Below are 19,663 nucleotides of genomic sequence, written 5' to 3' on the forward strand. Positions count from 1 at the left end.
TCGCGGGTCGATACCCGATCGCTCGCATTCTGGGGTCGACTGGTAAGTATTCCTCCCCAAACTATTATTAACGATGCAAATGAATTGAGAGAAGATGGCACATTCGGGCCAGAACTCCAGCGACGGGTATCGAGACGAATCGGGACAGAATTGGGTGAGAGAGGACCTCTGTACGGTTCTCGACGCGACGGTCGGGACAGACGTTTCCCGGCGGTCGGTGCTGTCGGCGACCGCGGTGGGACTCCTCGGCGGTGTCGTCTCGGGCAGCGGGGCGGCGGCGACCCAGGACGACGTGTACCACCGCAAGACTCGGCCGACGATCTACACCGAGTCGATGCGCGAGAACGCTCGCGAGAACGTCGAGCAGTTGGACTGGGCGGCGAGCCGGCGGGACTCGGCCGTCGATGGGGCCGACGGCTACCTCACGCAGTACGCGGGGAGCGCCGACGACCCGGACCTCGACGCGCTGTGGGGGCTGGTCACGTCACAGGAGATCCCACGCGGCGGCGGCCTCGCGTACGAACGCGACGTCCTCGGCGGGTTCTCGGACCCCGGGACCGACAGGCTGTGGAAGATCGAGACGACGGTGGACGACCCCCACGGCGACGGCAAGCTGACGGTGCCGACCAACGATTTCGGCGCGTATCGGGAGAGCGGGCTGGACGACCGGGGGATGTTCGACCCGGAGCTCGCCGACGACAGCCTGCTGGTCAACGAGGAACACCCGGAGATGGGGGAGGGCTGGGGCGTCGACGACGGGTACGGCTGGGTCGACGAGGACGACGACCTCGGCGGCGGCGAAGGCAACAAGTGGAACTTCGCGGCGTACTACAACCACTGGTTCATCTGGCGCCCCGGCGGAATCCGCCGCATCCTCGAAGCGCTGGCGGAAGCGTACCTGCTGACGGGCGAGTCGACGTACGCGGTCTCCGGGCTGGTCGTGCTCGACCGGATCGCCGATGTCTACCCCGAGATGTCGACCCACCCCTACCAGCAGCCGGAGTTCTGGAACAACCACGGCGGTCGCCAGACCGGTCGCATCATCGGCAGCGGCTGGGAGGGGAACCTCGTCGAGGCGGTCCTGCCGACATACGACGCCTTCTTCCCCGCGCTGGACGACCAGGCGGTCGCCGACGAGGTCACGACCTTCCTCAGCGGGAAGACCGACGAGTACGGCGGCCTCGACGGGAAGGACTCGGCCGCCGCGATCCGGGAGAACATCGAGGAGAACTACGTGCAGGAGATCCTGACCGCCGCGAAGGACTCGGACATCTCGCCGGACAGGGGCCAGCGGCCCGCGGTCGCCGTCTCGGCCCGCGTCCAAGACGACACCAGAGACGGTGGCTACACCCGCGAGGCGCTCGAGTGGCTCTTCCAGCCCGGCGGCGAGCGGTTCACCGGCGACGTCTGGAACGAGGAACCGGACAACTGGGAGACGACGGGCGGTGAGGTGCTCAAGCAGGTCGTCGACCACTGCGACCGCGACGGCTACTGGAACGAGTCGGCGCCGCTGTACAACCGGATCCAGATGAGTTCGATCCGGCAGGTCGCCGCGACCCTGCAGGGCTACGACGCCTTCGACGGCGCCGACCTCTACCAGCACCCGAAGATGCAGGAGGCGCTCGCTATCAACTCGGACCTCGTCCTGCTCGACAGCATCGCCCCGCAGATCGGTGACACGCACGCCTACAAGGACGGCGGCGACGAACTCTGGCTGAGCGCGTCGGCGATCCGGGACGGCTGGGAGGTCACCGGCGACGCAGAGTTCGCGCAACTGTGGCACTTCGTGAACGGCTACTCCACCGCCGGCATCCGCGGCTCCATCTACGACGCGGACCCCGAGGGGCTGTCCGAGGAGATCCAGGCGGTCATCGACGCCGAGGGGCCGCTGGACGTGGGGAGTCAGAACGTGCCCGGCTACGGCTTCGCCGCGCTGCGCGACGGCGAGAACTACCTGAACCGGTCGATCGGCGAGACGCTCGACACCTCTGAGCTCTACGCCGGGGCCTCCACCGCCGTCGACGACAGCTTCGACGAGGCGATCCAGCTCGAGGCCACCGAGGAAGGCGAGTGGTGGACGTTCGAGTTCGAGGCGGCGTCGGCCGGCGAGTACGAACTCGAGATCGAGACGCTGTTCGTCTCGAGCTACGGCATCTACGAGCTGTACGTCAACGGCGAACTCGTCGACACCTTCGACTTCTACGCCGACAGCTTCACCCGGGACACGGTCTCCGTCGTCGCGGACCTGCAGGCGGGGACCAACGAGCTGCGCTGGGAGAACGTCGGCAAGAACGACGACTCCAGCAACTACAAGATGGCGCTGTACTACCTCACCCTCTACGACGAGGAGGACCGCGAGGTCCGCGAGGGGACCGACGAACTCGGGAACTTCAAGCGCGCCCTCTGGCTGTACTACGGCCGGACCGGGTTCGGCGGCGGCGGGACCGACCACGCCCACCAGGACACGCTGAACGTCGGCTTCGCCGCCCACGAGATGGAACTCGCGCGCGACCTCGGCTACCCGTCGCAGACGGGCTCGTACCCGCCGCGGGAGTTCTTCACCGAGAACACCATTAGCCACAACACCGTCGTCGTCGACGAGAGAGCCCAGATCGAACGCTGGGTCGGGACGCCCCGGCACTTCGACGGGAGTAGCGACCGCGTGAACCTCGTCGACGTCGAGGCGCCCGACAGCTACGACGTCACCGACGAGTATCGCCGGACGACCGCGATGATCGAAGTCGACGAGGAACACTCCTACGCCGTCGACTTCTTCGACGTCTCGGGCGGCGACGACCACCGCTTCAGCTTCCACGGGACGAAGGCCGACGTCTCGACGGAGGGACTCGACCTCTCCGCACAGGGGTCGGGGACCCTCGCCGGTCCGGACGTCCCCTACGGCGACGACGACTACGACGACGCGATGTACGCCGACGCCGCCGAGCGCACGCCGGGCTCGGGCCTGAACTACTTCGAGAACGTCGAGCGCGACACCGACCCCGCGGAGAAGGTCGTCGTCGACTGGGACGTCGAGGACCACTTCGACGTCCGCGACGACGACGCCGCGGACGTCCACATGCGGCTCACCTCGTTCGGCGACTTCGACGAGGTCGAACTCGCCGACGGCGACCCGCCCGAGAGTTCGAGCGGGGCGCCGACCGAACCGTCGATACGCTACGCGTTCCTCAAGCGCAGCGGATCAGACCTGGACAGCACGTTCGTCTCGACCATCGAGCACTACGAGGGCGAGCGCGCCGTCGAGTCCGTCGAGACGGTCCACGTCGAGGGCGGCGACGGCCACGCCGTGAAGGTCTACCTCACGACCGGCCGCACGGACTACGTCGTCTGCGTGTACGACCAGGAGAACGTTGTCACGGTCGACGAGCGCTTCCAGGTCCAGGGCTTCTTCGGCGTCGTCTCCTACGAGGGCGACACCGAGAGCGAGGACCCGACGTTCGCCTACCTCAACGACGGGCGGATGATCCGGCCGATGAACGGGTCGCCGGTCATCCAGCGCTCGTTCCCTCACCTCTCCGGGACCGTTCAGGACTTCACGAAGGAGATGTCGCTGGAGAACGAACTCGAGGTCGGGCTCGACGGACACCAGCACGACGCCGTGGATCTAAACAGCCAGGACGCCACCAGCGCGGAGTTCGTCTACGTCGACGCCGACGGCCCGACGGGCGAGCGGAACCAGCGCGGCAACGGCAACGGCGCCTACCCCATCGAGGGGCTGGAACTCGTCCAGGGCAACCGCGTGAGCGTCGACGTCGGTCGGAAGACGTTCACGCGTGACTTCGTCGACCCCGACCAGCTCGAGGACGGTGGCTACCACTACGTCGTCGACGAGGACGACGACGTACAGATCCCGGTCGCCGAGACCTGGTCCGCCGAGTAAGTCGGCCCCGTCCGCCGCGTTTTTCGCCGGTGCCGCTTTCCGGCGTAGTTTCATCGGGAACGGCCGGTGGTGACGCCGAAGTCGCCCTCGGTCGCGAGACTCGGCGGACGCGATAGCGACGCAACTGCAGGGCGTTCCTCGTCCGCGGCGGCGTCCATCGCTTGTCTCGCACAACTCGCCGAGGTTGCCGATGCGAGCCGTGCGGAGTCGTCGATCTGCTCCGAGCGCCGGCGTTCAATGCAGTTCGATCGACTGCGCCCACGCCCGTTTCGTGTTACTTGCCAGCACATTGCACAAAACTTATCAACAGTTGACGTGACACTCCGGCTGATGGCGTACGATAGCCACGACTCCAGCGGTGGGGATAGCGACTGCAAACCAGGCGAGGGGGCGCGCTGCGAGGGAAGCGGGCGGGTTCTGGACCGAGACGTCACCCGGCGGTCGGTGCTGGCGACGACCGGGGCAGGGATCCTGACGGGCCTGTTCGCTGGCAGCGGGACAGTCGCTGCCCGGGAGAGCGACGCGCTCCACGCGAAGAGGCGGACGACGATCTGGACGGACGCGGACCGCGAGAACGCGCGGCGGAACGTCGACCGATACGACTGGGCGGCGGACCGGCGCGACGCCGCCGTCGAGGAGGCCCGCGCGTCCCTGGAACGATACGCCGGGAGCGCGGACGATCCGGACCTCGACGCGCTCTGGGGCTTGGTCACGGCCCAGGGGGTCCCGCGCGGCGGCGGGCAGGTGAACCAGCGCGAGATCCTCGGCGGCTACCACGACTCCGGCGACGCCCGCCGCTGGAAGATCGAGACGACGGTGGACGACCCCCACGGCGACGGCAAGCTGACGGTGCCGACCAACGACTTCGGGGCGTATCGCGAGAGCGGGCTGGACGACCGCGGGATGTTCGACCCGGAGCTCGCCGACGACAGCCTGCTGGTCAACGAGGAACACCCGGAGATGGGGGAGGGCTGGGGCGTCGACGACGGGTACGGCTGGGTCGACGAGAACGACGACCTCGGCGGCGGCGAAGGCGTCCGCTGGAACTTCGTCGCCTTCTACAACCACTGGCACGTCTGGCGTCCGGGCGGGATCGTCTCGATCGTCGGCGACCTCGTCGACGCCTACCTGCTGACCGGCGATCGGACGTACTCGCGGGCCGGGACGGCCCTGCTCGACCGGATCGCCGACGTCTACCCCGAGATGTCGATCGGAGCGGCGTACACGGACACCATCCACGGTTTCTGGAACAGTCACGGCGGCCGGCAGACCGGCCGGGTCGTCGGCGCGTTCTGGGAGGACAACTTGCTGCGGTCGATCCTCCCCGCGTACGACGCGTTCTTCCCTGGGATGGCGGGCGACGACGAACTCGTCGACTTCCTCGACGGCAAGACCGAGGAGTACCCGGGACTGGACGACAAGGACTCGATCGAGACGATCCGGAAGAACATCGAGGACGGACTCGTCCGCGAGGTGCTCCCGGCGGCGAAGAACTCGGATATCGTCACCGAGAGCGGCGGACTCACGGCGGTCACACAGGCGGCGCGGGTGCTCGACGAGCCCGAGGGGTACACCCGTGAGGCGATCGAGTGGGTGTTCCAGCCCGGCGAGGAGCGGTTCACCGGCGACACGTGGAACGAGGAGCCGGAGAACTGGATCACGACCGGCGGCAACGTCCTGGTGCCGCTGGTCGACGTCGCCGACCGCGACGGCTACTTCAACCAAGAGGCGCCCCACTACAACCGAATCCCCCACACCGCCGTTCGGGGAGTCGCCGACTACCTCGAAGGGTACGACGCCTTCGACGGCGCGGACCTCTACCAGCACCCCAAGCTGCGCCAGTCGCTGCGTCAGAACACGCATCTGCTGTTGCTCGACCGGTACACGCCGCAACTCGGCGACGCGCACGGCCCGAGCGCCGTGGAGTGGAGCCAGACCAGCGTCGAGAAGGGGTTCGAGCTGACCGGTGACCCGTTCTTCGCGCAACTGTGGCACTACCAGAACGGCTACTCGACGGCCGGGATACGTGGGTCGATCTACGACGAGGATCCCGAGGGGCTGAGCGACGAGATCGAGGCGGTCATCGACGCCGAGGGACCGCTGGACCTCGACAGTCGGAACCTCCCGGGCTTCGGGTTCGCCGCGCTGCGCGACGGCGAGAACTACCTGAACCGGTCGTTCGGTACGACGTACGACACGTCCGAGCTGTTCGTCGAAGCGTCGACCGACGTCGACGACAGCTTCGACGAGGCGATCCAGCTCCAGGCCTACGAGACGGGCGAGCAGTGGACGTTCGAGTTCGAGGCGGCGTCGGCCGGCGAGTACGAACTGGAGATCGAGACGCTGTTCGTCTCCAGCTACGGCATCTACGAGCTCTACGTGAACGACGAGCAGGTCGACACGGTGGACTTCTACGCCGAGAGTTTCACCCGCGACACGATCTCGTACGTCCACGACCTCGAGGAGGGGACCAACGAGATGCGCTGGGAGTGCGTCGGCAAGAACGACGAGTCCAGCAACTACCTGATGGCGCTGTACTATCTGACGGCGATCCCGGCCGAAGAGCGGGAAGACCGGGAGGCCGCGGCCGAACTCGGGAACGCGAAGCGTGCGTTCTGGCTGTACTACGGCCGGACGGGGATCGACGCCGGTGGCAACACCCACAACCACGGTGACGCACTGAACCTCGGCGTCGCGGCCCACCAGCTCGAGCTGTCCCCGGATCTCGGCTATCCAGAGCGCACCGGCGACTGGCCGAAACACGACTTCACACGGGGGACGATCAGCCACAACGCCGTCACCGTCGACGAGTCCCGTCAGGAACACCAGTGGGTCGCGACGCCCCGGCACTTCGACGGGAGCAGCGACCGCGTCAACGTGATCGACGTCGACGCCGCCGACTGCTACGAGCAGTGCGACGAGTACCGCCGGACGACCGCGATGATCGAGATCGACGAGGAACACTCCTACGCGGTGGACTTCTTCCGCGTCGTCGGCGGCGACGACCACGTCTTCAGTTTCCACGGCCACGTCGGCGAGACGAGCGCCGACGGCGTCGACCTGACGCCGCAGGACGGCGGCACCTACGCCGGCGCGGACGTCCCGAAGCCGGAGTACGGCGAGGAGACCGAGTACAACCGGGAGGTCGGGAGCGGGTTCAACTACCTCACCGGGGTCGAACGCGACGACGACCCCGGGGAGGCGGTCGCCGTCGACTGGGACGTCGAGGACTACTGGGACCAGCGCGACGACGACGCCGAGGACGTCCACATGCGACTCACCTCGTTCGGCGACTTCGACGAGGTCGCGCTCGCCGACGGCCACCCGCCCCAGCGGGACGGGAACCCCGAGACGCTGCCGTACGCGCTCCTCCGCCGGCAGGGTAGCGACCTCGACAGCACGTTCGTCTCGACCGTCGAGCACTACGAGGGCGAGCGCGCCGTCGAGTCCGTCGAGACGGTCCACGTCGAGGGCGGCGACGGCCACGCCGTCAAAGTGGAACTCGCGACGGGGCGGACTGATTACGCGGTCTGTGCGTACGATCCGGAGCACACGCTCACCGTCGACGGGCGCTTCCAAGTCCAGGGCTTCTTCGGCGTCGTCTCCTACGAGGACGAGGGCGACACCGAGAGCGAGGATCCGGCGTTCGCCTACCTCAACGACGGGCGGATGATCCGGCCGATGAACGGGTCGCCGGTCATTCAGCGCTCGTACCCCCATCTAACGGGGACGGTACAGGACTTCACGCGGGAGATGTCCGTGGAGAACGAGTTGGAAGTGCGGCTCCACGGACACCACCGCGACGCCGTCGAACTGAGCGAACGGGAGGGGACGAGCGCGCAGTACGCGTACGTCGCGGTCGACGGGCCGGCCGGCCAACGTGGCCAGCGCGGGATCGGTAACGGCGCGTACCCCGTCGAGGGGATGGAGATCGTGCAGGGCAACCGCGTGAGCGTCGACGTCGGGAGCCGCACGTTCCTCTGGGGGTTCCAGAACCCCGACGAACTCGAGTCGGGAGGCTACAAGTACATCGTCGACGAGGGCGCAGCGGTGCGAATCCCGGTCGCCGAGACCTGGTCGTCCGAGTGAAACCGCCCGCAACCGCTCGAAAACACCCGTCGAACGGCCGCGAACGCCCGAAAACGCCCGTCGATACCCCGCAGACGGGGGCTCGACTGCCACGTTCGGCACTCGCGTCGGTCCCCGCTCGATCCGCCGGCGCCGCACCACCGTAGCGGTTCTCGTCACGCGTTCCGGACGACACGACCGAGGGTCCCCGGACTCGCTCGCACCAGCCGTCACCATCAGGCGATCCGTCACGCTCTCTGAACTCCGGTGGTTCCGCGTGTCCCCCGGCACAACTCCCTCGGGCCGAAGCTATAAGCCCGGTCCTGCGCTCGTTTCGATACGATGCCGAGTGACACAGGCGAACGGATGACGTACGAGGAGGCCGTGGACCGGCTCCCGGGCCGGGGCGTGCCGTCGTTCTGGGTCGGCAGTCGCGAGGCGCTCGACGAGCGCCTCGACGCGGTCGTGCGCGGCCGGGTCGAGACGATCGCCCAGTCACCGGGCGACCGTCCGATCCGACTCGTCGCGTACGGTGCGAGGGACGAGCCCGAGCGACGTGCGAACTTCAACTCGGCCGTCGCGGCCCGGGACCCGACGAACTACGCCGACAGGGACGAGCGGGAGAACCCGGTCGTCTGCTTCGTCGGCCCCGTCCACGGCCACGAGGTCGAGGGGCTGACCGGGCTCTGCAACCTCCTCTCGATCCTGGAGACCGGCAGCGACCTCCGCGGGGAGTCGCGCCCGGTGGTCCGGCAGCTCGCGGACCAGTGCCGGCTGCTCGTCGTGCCGTGCGGGAACCCCGACGGCCTCGCCCGGTTCGAACCCGACTCGCTCCACGGGCTGACCCTCTCGGACCTCGAGTTCTGGGGACAGGGGACGTGGGCCGACGACCGACTCATCGGCTGGCCGGACGCGAAGCAGCAACACCCGATGACCGGAGAGAACGTCGGGTTCCTCGGCTGTTACTTCGACGACGACGGCGTGAATCCGATGCACGACGAGTTCTTCGACCCGATGGGGCCCGAGGCGCCCGCGATCCTCGACGTCGTCCGCCGGGAAGCGCCGGACGTGACGCTCTCGCTCCACAGTCACGGCTACGCGCCGACGCTCCACCGCACGAAGTACGTCCCACCCGCCGAGCAAGCCGACGTCCGGGCGATCCACCGGGAGTACAACTCGCTCCTCGGCGCCCGAGACATCCCGACGCTTCCGCTCGTGGACGTCGCCGCGGAGAGCGGGACGCCGCCTCCGCACTTCAACCTCCTCAGCGCCGCGTACCACGTCAGCGGGACGACTGGCGTCCTCCACGAGTGTCCGCACGGGCTGGACGACCTGTGTCCCGCGTCCCACGAGGACATCCTCGAGACCCAGTTAGCGCTCTACGAATCGGTGCTCCGCTACGCGGTCGAGCGCGACGGTTAGCGCCCGGCGAACCGCGACGCGCACCCTGCCGGTTCGGCCCCCCGCCGTCCGAGTATCGTGCCGGAACGGTCGACATCTCTCCAGCCGTCCACCGCGGAGACCGATGGCGCGGCGAACCGGACGAGACGGGCCGAAGACGCGCGATCGTCGGCTGGCTGCGTGGTCTCGGACGACCGCCGGAACGGAGACTGGAGCCGTCTCGGTCGCCTTCGAAAGGGTGAAACGCTGAAAACCGTCCGTGATTATCCTAGTAATTTGGGGAAACAGTGTAATCATCAGATCTACTATTGAAGAGCACTGAATCCAGTCGAGTGCCGGATTCATCGCTCCTGGTCGAATATCCGGCCAAATACCGCTCTTGGCGATGTAATCCCCGTCACACTGAATCGGCCTGTACGAGCAAAGTTCAAATCGCGCCGTGCAGAACGCCGATCCGTGATGAAGCGTGCATCTGCTATCAACGGCTGTGAACTGTATATTTCGGCACATTCGGATCACCGATCACTCTATACTCGCCACTCTAGTTGAATACCCAATTAATTATAGGAGTAATACCTCTAAAACTGGTATGTTCGTTGGCGTGTCTGCGAACGGTCTACACAGTCGTCGTTCGCCCCTGCGACCCCCCACGGCTCCACTCACCGCTATCGACCCCTCGCGGTCGGCCGGCAGGCACGGTCGATCGGCCGGTGGCGGGCAGGACGCGTCCCCGCAGACAGCGCCTCGTCCCGCGACTGCAACGGCCGAGTTCGGGAGGAACAGATGTATACGAATCCCCGTCTTGATACCGCTCAATGAGCGAATCGGACGGTCCGAAACAGGTAGACGACCCGGACTACCACAGCGAGAACCACACGGCCGCCCAGACCTGCGGCTGGACGGCGAACTCGCTTCGGGGGGAGGGCAAGTGTTACAAGTACGCCTTCTACGGGATCGAGTCCCACCGCTGCATCCAGATGACGCCGGTCGTCAAGTGCAACGAGCGCTGCGTCTTCTGCTGGCGCGACCACGCCGGCCACGCCTACGAACTCGGCGACGTCGAGTGGGACGACCCCAGCGCCGTCGCGGACGCCTCGCTGGAACTCCAGAAGAAGCTCCTCTCGGGCTTCGGCGGCAACGACGAGGTGCCCCGCGAGCGCTTCGAGGAAGCGATGGAACCGCGCCACGTCGCCATCTCCCTCGACGGCGAGCCCTCCCTCTACCCCTACCTCCCCGAACTCATCGAGGAGTTCCACGACCGCGACATCACGACCTTCCTCGTCTCGAACGGCACGAAACCCGAGGTGCTGGCCGAGTGCGACCCCACGCAGCTGTACGTCAGCGTCGACGCGCCCGACCGCTGGACGTTCGACGAGACCGTCAAGGCCGTCGAGGACGACGCCTGGGAGCGGCTGATCGACACGCTGGACGTGCTCGCCGAGAAGGACGAGACCAGGACCGTGCTCCGCACCACACTCGTCAAGGGCAACAACATGCACCACCCCGAGTGGTACGCGTCGATGTTCCAGCGGGCCGACCCCGACTTCGTCGAACTCAAGGCGTACATGCACGTCGGCCACTCGCGCGGCCGTCTCGACCGCGACTCGATGCCCGAGCACGAGGAGGTCCGCGAGTTCACCGAGGACGTCATGGAACACATGCCCGACCACGACTACCTCAACGACGTGCCCGTCTCGCACGTCACGCTCCTCTCGAAGACGGAGGATACGTGGGTGCCGAAACTCCAGAAGGGCAGCGAGTTCTGGGAACGCGACCCGTACGCCGACGCGTAACGACGTACGTCAGCACGGAAGCGTGATCTGTTGCGGGCGCCCGACCCGCTGGTCCCGCCCCGGCGACTTCACGCGGGTCGCCCCTGTCTCCGGGATTCCACGCGTGTCAGTCCTGTCCGGACGGTTTCACGCGGGCTACCCCTGCTCCTGGTTATCGTCCTTTATAATCGGGGAGTTATATTCATGCCCGCCGGGGGGAGGGGTAGTACTGGAGAACTGGAATGGCAGGACTATGGTCGACGTTAGACCCGATTACGGTCGCGATGGCAATCATCGGCGTGATCGGGGTCGCACCGGTAGTGATACAGTATCGTGATCGTTCGAAGTGGTTCGCCGTCGGGTACGCGATGCTCGTTATCGCGGCGCTGGCGACGAACATCGAAGATCTGTTGCTCGGCGAGTTGCTGAACGGCATCGAACACGGCGTCGGGCTCATGGGCGCCGGGATCGCCTTCTTCGTGGCGGCCTACGTCCACCGGCAACGGGAGATCGAAGGAGGGGTGGCCGACGATGGTTGAGATCACGATCCTGTTCGACTTCGTCGCGGCGGTGGCGTTCGCGGCCGCGATCGTCGTCGGCGTCAGGAACTGGCGGGACACCGACCTCGAGCGCGGGTTCTGGGTTAACTTCGTGTTCGGCGCGAGCCTGGGCTTCCTGTGGACCAGTTCGGTGTTGCTGGAGTGGCTCGGCGTCATGCCCACGCTGATGGACGCGCTGAGCGTGATGTTCCTCGGGACGACCATCGGCGTCTACGCGGTCGGGTCGACGGGGACGATGGCCGTGGTCGACGACATGAAGCAGGCGACCGCCAGGGCCGACAGTGCACGCCAGGAGGCGGTCGAACTCCAGGAAGAAGCTCAGGACGCGCGGCTGACGGCCGAGGAGTCGCGCGAAGCGGCCGAACGCGAGCGCGAGCAGGCCCGTCAGCTGAGCGAGACGCTGGAGCGCAAGGCGACGGAGTTCGGTGACGTAATGGCCGCGGCGGCCGCGGGCGATCTCACCCGGCGGATGGACGCCGACGGCGAGAACGACGCGATGAACCAGATCGCCGAATCGTTCAACGAAATGATGGCAGACCTGGAGGAGACGCTCGTACAGATCCGGTCGTTCGCAGACGAGGTGCGGGACGCGAGCGGGGAAGTCACCGCGGGTACGAGCGAGAGCCAGTCCGCCAGCGAGCAGGTCGCCGACTCGATGCAGACGGTCTCCGCGGACACCGACGAACAGAACGAGCGCCTCCAGTCTGTTTCGACCGAGATGGGGACGCTCTCGGGCGCGATCGAAGAAGTCGCCGCCTCGGCCGACGAGCTGGCGCACGCGACCGAGGAGTCGGTCCAGGTCGGCGAACGCGGCCGCGAGTCCGCCAGCGGGGCGCTCTCCGAACTGGACGCCGTCGAGGCGAAGGCCGACGAGACCGTCGACGAGGTCGACTCGCTGGCCGCCGAGATGGACGAGATCGGCGACGTCGTCGACATGATCGCCGAGATCGCGGAGCAGACGAACATGCTCGCGCTCAACGCGTCGATCGAGGCCGCTCGGGCCGGCGAGGCCGGGGAGGGCTTCGCCGTCGTCGCCGACGAGATCAAGGGGCTGGCCAGTGAGGCCGCCGACGCCACGGACGAGGTCGAACAGCTCATCACCGACATCCAGACGTCGACCGACGAGACGGTCGTCAACATCCGCGAGATGGGCGACCGCGTCGAGGCCGGCACCGCGACGACGGGGGAAGCGCTGGACGCGCTCGACGAGATGGCCGACACCGTCCGGACGGCCCACGACAGCATCCGCGAGATCAGCGAGGCCACCGACGACCAGGCGGCCTCCACGGAGGAAGTCGCCAGTATGGTCGACGAAGTCTCCGAGATGGCCAGTCGCATCGACGCGGAGTCCGACCAGGTCTCCGCGGCCGCCGAGGAACAGACCGCCTCGCTCACGCAGGCGACCGAGAACGCCCACTCGATGTCCGACCGCGCGGACGATCTGCGGGACTTGCTCGACGAGTTCGTCGTCGGGGATGCGGACCACGCGGACGACTCCTCGATCCGTGCGGCGACCGACGGCGGCCCGCCCGCTCGCGACGATCCGACGGCCTGAATCGCGTCCGCGCCACCTCGGAGTTTCGCGTCCCCACACCTGTCCACACTGGCGGTTCGTTCGGCGCCGCGCACCCCCCGGACTGCCACGGCGATGCCGACGCTGTTTTCACGGGTCGCTCCGTATTTCCGCCGACAGCCCTGCCTCGACAACTCCTCTCAACTGACTCGCTGTTCCATTTCTGAGACGCATTCCGCATTCGGTATACTTATCGGCCGGTATCGACTATTCGCAGGTATGGCAGGTATCACGGCGTCGTCGGTCGGGCACGCCGAGCGAGCGACGCTCAAGGCGCTGGCGTTGCAGGGCGGGCTCGACGGCGACCAGAAGGTCTCGTGTTCGGCGCTGGCCGACCGCCTCGACGCGTCGACGCAGACGGCCTCGCGGCGCCTCCAGCGGCTCGAGGAAGCCGACCTCATCGAGCGGGAGATCGTCAGCGACGGGCAGTGGGTGACGGTCACCGAGGCCGGACAGCGCGCGCTCCAGCGCGAGTACGCCGACTACCGTCGCATCTTCGAGCGCGACGCGAGCGTCGAACTGCACGGCTCGATCACGAGCGGGATGGGCGAGGGTCGCCACTACATCTCGCTGCCGGGCTACATGCGCCAGTTCGAGGAGAAACTCGGCTACGAGCCGTTCTTGGGGACGCTCAACGTCGAACTGTCCGAGGAGAGCGTCCGCGAGCGCGGCCGTCTCTCCTCGTTCGAGCCCATCGTCATCGAGGGCTGGGAAGACGACGAGCGGACGTACGGCCCGGCGTACTGCTACCCCGCGTCCGTCGAGAGCGAGGCTTCAGCCTCGGGAGGCGGCGAAGCCGCCGGTCGCTTCGCCGACGCCCACGTCATCACACCGGAGCGCACGCACCACGGCGACGACCAGCTCGAAGTGATCGCCCCGGTGAAGCTCCGCGAGGAACTCGGCCTGGAAGACGGCTCCCCACTCACCATCGATGTCACCGAACAGCGATAGCATGACCGGCGACGCATCGACCGCGGCCGCGAGCGTCGAGCGAGCGATGGACGCGCTCCGCCGCGGCGAACCGATCCTCGTCCACGACGCGGCGGACCGCGAGGGCGAAACCGACCTGATCTACCCCGCCGGCGCCGTCACCCCCGACGCCGTCGCGCGGATGCGCAACGACGCCGGCGGCCTGGTCTGCGTCGCGCTCGACGACGCGGTCGCCGCCGCCTTCGAGTTACCGTACGTGCAGAACGTGCTCGACCACCCCGCCGCGGCCGACCACGAACTGGGCTACGACGACCGCTCGTCGTTCTCCCTGACCGTGAACCACCGGGACACCTACACCGGGATCACCGACGAGGATCGCGCGCTGACGATCACGGAACTCGCCGCCGCCGCCACCGACCCGGGGGACGCGGACTTCGCGAGCGAGTTCCGCGCACCGGGTCACGTCCACGTCCTCCGCGCCGCGCCGGGACTCCTCGCCGACCGCGAGGGCCACACGGAACTCGCCGTCGCGCTCGCCGAGGCCGCGGACCTCCCGCCCGCGATGGTCGTCTGTGAAATGCTCGACGACGACACGGGCGGCGCCCTCTCGCCGGCAGGTGCCCGGACCTACGCCGACCGCGAAGGACTGGTCTACGTCGAGGGCAGCGCCGTCATCGACCGGCTCGGATAACCCCGCGACCGATCGCTTCTCCCGACCCCGACTTCGACTCCCACGTCGAGATACTGGAGAGTTCTCCGTCCGCAGAAGGGACGACGAGAGACGGTTCTCGGCGCTCGTTCGTCCGCGAGATCGCTTCTCGACAGGGGATGACCGAGATAGCTGGCGGAGAACGAGGAGATCTGTCTAGCGCGACCCGCCACAGACGGCTGCGACTCTAAATATGATCGTACGCTAGTACGTAGGGGGAATTAACTGAGATTAGACACATATCTCCCTCTCTGGAAACCCGCTTTCTCGTCCTCTCGGCATGCTACCAGATCCGTTTCACGAAGAGAAACGTGTGGTTTCGCCCGTTCGCTCCGAACGTTGCCTCCCCAGGCGTCGGATCTCTCACCCCGGTCCAGTGGACGAACGGCGAAACCGCGAGATGGGTGCCTCCCGCACGACCGGGTACCGGATGCAGACAGTACTCAACGGCGTTTCGGGGCGGATTCTGCCCCTGTTCGCGGCGAGTCGGATCTCCCACTGTGAGTCATGGCAATGGGACTGGCCGCTCCGTCTGTCCGCGTTTACACGAGACTGGATGTGTTTGTTAAATCTACCGGTCTTCCCCATCGATCGCTGGTACGGCCCGCCCAACTGGCGACGGTCCTCACCCCGAGTGTCACTGCTGGCCGACGGGAGCTCGCCCGCAGTCGACCCGCACTGTGGACGTGCCGGGTTCGACGCCGTCAGGAGTCACTGTCCGCTTCGTTCGCCAGCTGAAATCAGAGAACCGGTGACGCCCCCGCGGGCCGGGCGGCATGGCTTACAGGGGTTCGAACGCCACTCCGTCCAGGTGCGCGATCGTCACCGGACTCTCGGCGGAGATTCGCTCTTTCGGCGGGGCTGTGCCCGTTCGGCGTCTGCTGGTCGAACCTGACTGGCTTTCCGCGAGAGCGTCAACACGTCCGACACTATCTGTTTCAGTCGATGAAACGATCCGCCGTACCGATACGCCTCGTTCGCTGCTTCCGAACTCGCAGATATCGGCCGTGGCGGACCGCTGTACCGTAGTATTCGCAGAAACAACGGCAGGGCCTCGGGGACTCCGTCGACGTCGCTCTACGCGGGGGGTGGCTATTACAGTCGTATGGACGTAATGCTTATGCGCTCCGACCATCCTTCTCGATCCTTCTGGCCGGTCGTCATCCGCCGCTGATCGCCCTGAGAGGATATCTGCGTCACTGGTTCCGCTTCAGTGCTGGATCAGGAGCACTCACTGGTTGCCGTGGGTACCGGGATGCGCCAAAACACGTCCGTCACTATGTTATGATGGGCTCAAATCAGATATATTATTATAGAATTTTTCTATCAGTTGGCTACCGCACACGGGAATGTCTCGTGACGAGTCGATGCGAACGCAGCCAAACGAGGTCGTCTTCGGGGGCACGCCCGATCTCAGAACACCTCGTCAGGCTGGTCGTCTGCAGCTTCGTGGGCGGCGAACGCCGCCGGAGCACCTTCGACCGGCCGCAGGCGCCGGAACTGTCCGACGCTCTGTGACCGGCCGCACCGGCGATTCTCCAGGCTGGGTGACTCTCCAGGGTACACGGGCCGAACGCCGCGTGCAATGTCACGGACTCGCACGGAGCGTCAACACTCTTTACAGCGGGGTCGCAACACCCCGACATGGACGGATCGAGCGGCGCCGACGCCGGCGGACTGACAACGTATAAATCGGGGGCGCCCATCACCGGGAGGTACGACCCATGACCGAGCGCCCAGAGATGTTTCAGGGGGTCGACGAACTCTGGATGGACGGCGAGTTCGTCGACTTCGACGACGCACAGATACACGTCCTCACCCACGGCCTGCACTACGGCTCGGGCATCTTCGAGGGCGTGCGCTGTTACGACACGAGCGACGGCCCCGCGATCTTCCGCTGGGAGGAGCACCTCGAACGGTTCTACCAGTCGGGCAAGCCCTACGATCTGGAGATCCCCTTCGAGCCCGAGGAGATCACCGAAGCGACCGTCGAGCTGATCCGTCGTGAGGGCCTCGAATCCTGTTATATCCGCCCGATCGCTTTCTACGGCTACGAATCGCTGGGCGTGAGCCCCGGCGACTGCCCGACGCGGGTCGCTATCGGCGTCTGGCCGTGGGGCGCGTATCTCGGCGAAGACGCCCTGGAGAACGGCGTCGACGTGATGGTCTCCTCGTGGCGCAAGCACGCCTCCAGCCAGATCCCCACCAACGCCAAGACCACCGGCCTCTACGTCAACTCCCTGCTCGCCACCGAGGAGGCCAAAGGCAACGGCTACACCGAGGCGATCGTCCTCAACAAGGAGGGCAACGTCGCCGAGGGCCCCGGCGAGAACCTCTTTCTCGTCCGCGACGGCGAGATCTTCACGCCCGGACTCGCCGAGTCCATCCTCGACGGCATCACCCGCCGCACCGCCATCGAACTCGCCGAGGACATGGGGTACACCGTCCACGACGAGGCGACCATCTCCCGCGGCGAACTGTACACCGCCGACGAGCTGTTCTTCACCGGCACCGCCGCGGAGGTCACGCCCATCCGCAGCGTCGACGACAACGTGATCGGCGAGGGGACCAGGGGCCCGGTCACCGAGGACATCCAGTCGCAGTTCTTCGACCTCGTCGAGGGCCGTCTCGACGGCTACGACGACTGGTTCACCTACGTCTGACGGCGCTCGCCCGCAGTATCGACCGCGCGGCTCTCGGTGGCAGACCACCGTTCGTCGCCGCCTTGCGTTCGCAGGCTCCTTCGTGCGTCGCGGCTCCGAGGGTTCCGGGACGGGCGCCCGCTCGACCGTGATATCGCCGGACTCCGCCGAGGAGGTTAAACAGTTAGGGGTAACGGTCAGGGGTCTTCTCGCCTGATATCTGGTAGATGCAACCCACGAGTAACCGCAGCAGTCACGGCCGGCGCGTACGAACCGCCGAAGACCATCCTGCGCCGGGGGTGACACGACGATGGCACTGACTGCTCGACTACGCTCCGTACTGAACGACGCTCGGGAGCGCGCGGGCCGCGCGGACGACTCGGACGACGCGCCGCGACCCGGTGGCGCGGGTTCGGCCGACCGCGCCGAGTCGCGCGACGTCCCCGAGACGAGCCTCTACGAGTGCGTCACGTGCGACACCGTCTACGTCGCCGAGGAGAAGTCCACCTGTTCGACCTGCGGGAACGACGTCGAGGAGGTCTCGGCGACGCTCTCCCGCGAGTGACCGACCGACCAGTTCCGCGTCGATCAGTCGCCCCCGTCCCGACTCGATCCGTCCCGTTCGCCAGCTCCGCGTCCGCCCTCGTCGTTCGCCGCGCCGAACGGGTCGGACGCCGTCTCGGTCCCGTCCGTCGAGTCGCCGGCGGTTTCCGCTGAGCCCGTCGAATCCCCGGCGGCCATCCGTTCTTCGACCCGTTCCAGCGCTTCCCGCGTCGCCCGGAGTTCGGCGACGAGTTCGTCCAGCTGGTCGGCGCTCGCGGCCCGTCGGTCCCCCGCTGCGCCGTCGCCGCCGGTGCCGTCACTGGCGCCGCGGCCGCCGCCGAACTCCCGCTGGACGCGGGAGATCCGCTCGCGCACCTCGCGGGCGTCCTCCACGTCGTCGAAGGAGATGTCGGCACCGGAACTCCCGGCGGTGCTGATGTCGATGGTCCCGAAGCCCAGCTGTTTGCCCCAGAACGACTGCGTGAACTCCGTGTTCTGGATGCGATCGAGGTCGACGCTCTCGATGTTCGTCGAGAGGATCCCCCGTTTGACGTACAGCGAGCGGTTCGTGACCACGTAGTCGGTGTGCGTGATCGACAGGTACGACACCGGCGCAGCGAGCAGGACGATGAGTCCCACCAGAACGGGGATCAGGACGATCCCGGTGACGACGGTGCCGACCATCCGCAACTTCGTCGGTTCGCCCACCCAGACGACCTCCTCGCCGGGTTCCAGCGAGAGCCACTCCGAGACGTCCGAGTCGGCCGCCTCCGCGGCCCGGTCGACGACCGACGCGTCGCTCGCGGACCGCTCCCCACTGTCGTCGCCGATTCCGTCATCGGACCGACCGCCGTCCGACCCCTGTCCATCGCTCATGCGTGCTCCTCCATCCGTTCGGCGACGGCGCGGAGGCGGCGCGCCTCCGTCAGCAGCGCGGCCATCGCCTCGCCGTCGAGTTCGCCCGTCTCCGCGGCGGACGAGCGTTCCTCTCCGCGGGCCGCTTCGGCGGCGCGGACCTGTTCCTGCAGTCGGTCCCGGAACGTCTCCGGGTCCGTCAGGTCGGTGATCGACAGATCCGCCCCGCCGCTGCCGGCGGTGCTGATCGACACCGTCCCGTAGTCGAAGACGTTGCCCGTGACGTCCTTGTGCAGGGTCGTGTTCTGGACGCGGTCGACGCCGACGCTGGTGACCGTCTCGGAGAAGACCCCCGCTTTCCGATAGATCCGCCGGTTCGTCAGCACGTAGTCGGTGTGTTCGACCCTGAGGTACGCGAACGCCGCCGATCCGACCTGCGAAAGCGCGATCAGCACGGCGATTCCCCAGACGATCGAGTTGGAACTTCCCGAGAGGCCATCGATACCGGGCAGATTCCCCGTGCTGACGGCGATCGCCCCGCCGAACGCCAGCAGCGTCAGGATCGCCCCTCCCGCGACCGTGCCCGCGATGCGCCACACTCGGGGTTGCCCGGTCCAGACGACCTCCTCGTCCGGATCGAGCGAGAGCCACTCGTACTCGGTTGTCATATCGCGAGGGTGGTACTGTCGGGGAGATAAAACCACGGGACGGG

12 protein-coding genes are annotated in these 19,663 nt (G+C 67.0%); 10 read left to right on the forward strand and 2 right to left on the reverse strand.

The genetic code is table 11. The features are described 5' to 3' along the window. The first annotated feature begins 94 nt into the window (after window positions 1-94). The 10 genes from ACMGFE_RS13150 (at window position 95) to ACMGFE_RS13195 (ending at window position 18,118) form a co-directional block, all read left to right on the forward strand. The gene (locus tag ACMGFE_RS13150) at window positions 95-3,898 is read left to right on the forward strand and encodes a heparinase II/III domain-containing protein (protein ID WP_436925655.1); all 3,804 of its coding nucleotides are present in this window, start codon (window positions 95-97) and stop codon (window positions 3,896-3,898) included. 330 nt (window positions 3,899-4,228) lie between these two features. Continuing rightward, window positions 4,229-7,987, forward strand: coding sequence for a heparinase II/III domain-containing protein (locus ACMGFE_RS13155; RefSeq protein ID WP_436925656.1), 3,759 nt, complete (start codon window positions 4,229-4,231; stop codon window positions 7,985-7,987). 321 nt (window positions 7,988-8,308) lie between these two features. Continuing rightward, window positions 8,309-9,388, forward strand: a complete 1,080-nt coding sequence (locus ACMGFE_RS13160; protein ID WP_436925657.1) for a M14 family zinc carboxypeptidase — start codon at window positions 8,309-8,311, stop codon at window positions 9,386-9,388. A 794-nt stretch (window positions 9,389-10,182) separates the two neighbouring features. After that, complete coding sequence (twy1, locus tag ACMGFE_RS13165) at window positions 10,183-11,160, forward strand: 4-demethylwyosine synthase TYW1 (protein WP_436925658.1); 978 nt, start codon at window positions 10,183-10,185, stop codon at window positions 11,158-11,160. 221 nt (window positions 11,161-11,381) lie between these two features. Continuing rightward, window positions 11,382-11,678, forward strand: coding sequence for a DUF8530 family protein (locus tag ACMGFE_RS13170; RefSeq protein ID WP_495849300.1), 297 nt, complete (start codon window positions 11,382-11,384; stop codon window positions 11,676-11,678). Beyond that, a complete protein-coding gene (locus ACMGFE_RS13175; protein ID WP_436925660.1) occupies window positions 11,671-13,254 on the forward strand; it encodes a methyl-accepting chemotaxis protein in 1,584 nt (527 codons plus the stop codon). The genes ACMGFE_RS13170 and ACMGFE_RS13175 overlap by 8 nt, the downstream gene beginning before the upstream one ends. 237 nt (window positions 13,255-13,491) lie before the next feature. After that, complete coding sequence (locus ACMGFE_RS13180) at window positions 13,492-14,223, forward strand: DUF120 domain-containing protein (protein ID WP_436925661.1); 732 nt, start codon at window positions 13,492-13,494, stop codon at window positions 14,221-14,223. Window position 14,224: 1 nt separating this feature from the next. Next, window positions 14,225-14,893 (forward strand): 3,4-dihydroxy-2-butanone-4-phosphate synthase, encoded by a 669-nt coding sequence (gene ribB, locus ACMGFE_RS13185; protein WP_436925662.1) that lies wholly within the window; start codon window positions 14,225-14,227, stop codon window positions 14,891-14,893. A gap of 1,742 nt (window positions 14,894-16,635) precedes the next feature. Continuing rightward, a complete protein-coding gene (locus ACMGFE_RS13190) occupies window positions 16,636-17,574 on the forward strand; it encodes a branched-chain amino acid transaminase (RefSeq protein WP_436925663.1) in 939 nt (312 codons plus the stop codon). A gap of 289 nt (window positions 17,575-17,863) precedes the next feature. Then, window positions 17,864-18,118: a hypothetical protein gene (locus ACMGFE_RS13195; protein WP_436925664.1), complete on the forward strand. Its 255-nt coding sequence runs from the start codon at window positions 17,864-17,866 to the stop codon at window positions 18,116-18,118. 23 nt (window positions 18,119-18,141) lie between these two features. On the opposite strand, the gene ACMGFE_RS13200 is transcribed toward ACMGFE_RS13195, so the two are convergent. Then, window positions 18,142-18,972: a PH domain-containing protein gene (locus ACMGFE_RS13200; protein ID WP_436925665.1), complete on the reverse strand. Its 831-nt coding sequence runs from the start codon at window positions 18,970-18,972 to the stop codon at window positions 18,142-18,144. Then, a complete protein-coding gene (locus ACMGFE_RS13205) occupies window positions 18,969-19,619 on the reverse strand; it encodes a PH domain-containing protein (RefSeq protein WP_436925666.1) in 651 nt (216 codons plus the stop codon). The genes ACMGFE_RS13200 and ACMGFE_RS13205 overlap by 4 nt, the downstream gene beginning before the upstream one ends. Window positions 19,620-19,663: the final 44 nt, after the last annotated feature.

Source organism: Halosimplex amylolyticum (assembly GCF_051414035.1).
GTDB lineage: Archaea > Halobacteriota > Halobacteria > Halobacteriales > Haloarculaceae > Halosimplex > Halosimplex amylolyticum.

Coding starts and splice junctions, on each gene's coding strand:
- ribB (WP_436925662.1), top strand. CDS start 14,225: ATGACCGGCGACGCATCGACCGCGGCCGCGAGCGTCGAGCGAGCGATG.
- ACMGFE_RS13155 (WP_436925656.1), top strand. CDS start 4,229: ATGGCGTACGATAGCCACGACTCCAGCGGTGGGGATAGCGACTGCAAA.
- ACMGFE_RS13175 (WP_436925660.1), top strand. CDS start 11,671: ATGGTTGAGATCACGATCCTGTTCGACTTCGTCGCGGCGGTGGCGTTC.
- twy1 (WP_436925658.1), top strand. CDS start 10,183: ATGAGCGAATCGGACGGTCCGAAACAGGTAGACGACCCGGACTACCAC.
- ACMGFE_RS13150 (WP_436925655.1), top strand. CDS start 95: ATGGCACATTCGGGCCAGAACTCCAGCGACGGGTATCGAGACGAATCG.
- ACMGFE_RS13190 (WP_436925663.1), top strand. CDS start 16,636: ATGACCGAGCGCCCAGAGATGTTTCAGGGGGTCGACGAACTCTGGATG.
- ACMGFE_RS13160 (WP_436925657.1), top strand. CDS start 8,309: ATGCCGAGTGACACAGGCGAACGGATGACGTACGAGGAGGCCGTGGAC.
- ACMGFE_RS13195 (WP_436925664.1), top strand. CDS start 17,864: ATGGCACTGACTGCTCGACTACGCTCCGTACTGAACGACGCTCGGGAG.
- ACMGFE_RS13205 (WP_436925666.1), bottom strand. CDS start 19,619: ATGACAACCGAGTACGAGTGGCTCTCGCTCGATCCGGACGAGGAGGTC.
- ACMGFE_RS13180 (WP_436925661.1), top strand. CDS start 13,492: ATGGCAGGTATCACGGCGTCGTCGGTCGGGCACGCCGAGCGAGCGACG.
- ACMGFE_RS13200 (WP_436925665.1), bottom strand. CDS start 18,972: ATGAGCGATGGACAGGGGTCGGACGGCGGTCGGTCCGATGACGGAATC.
- ACMGFE_RS13170 (WP_495849300.1), top strand. CDS start 11,382: ATGGCAGGACTATGGTCGACGTTAGACCCGATTACGGTCGCGATGGCA.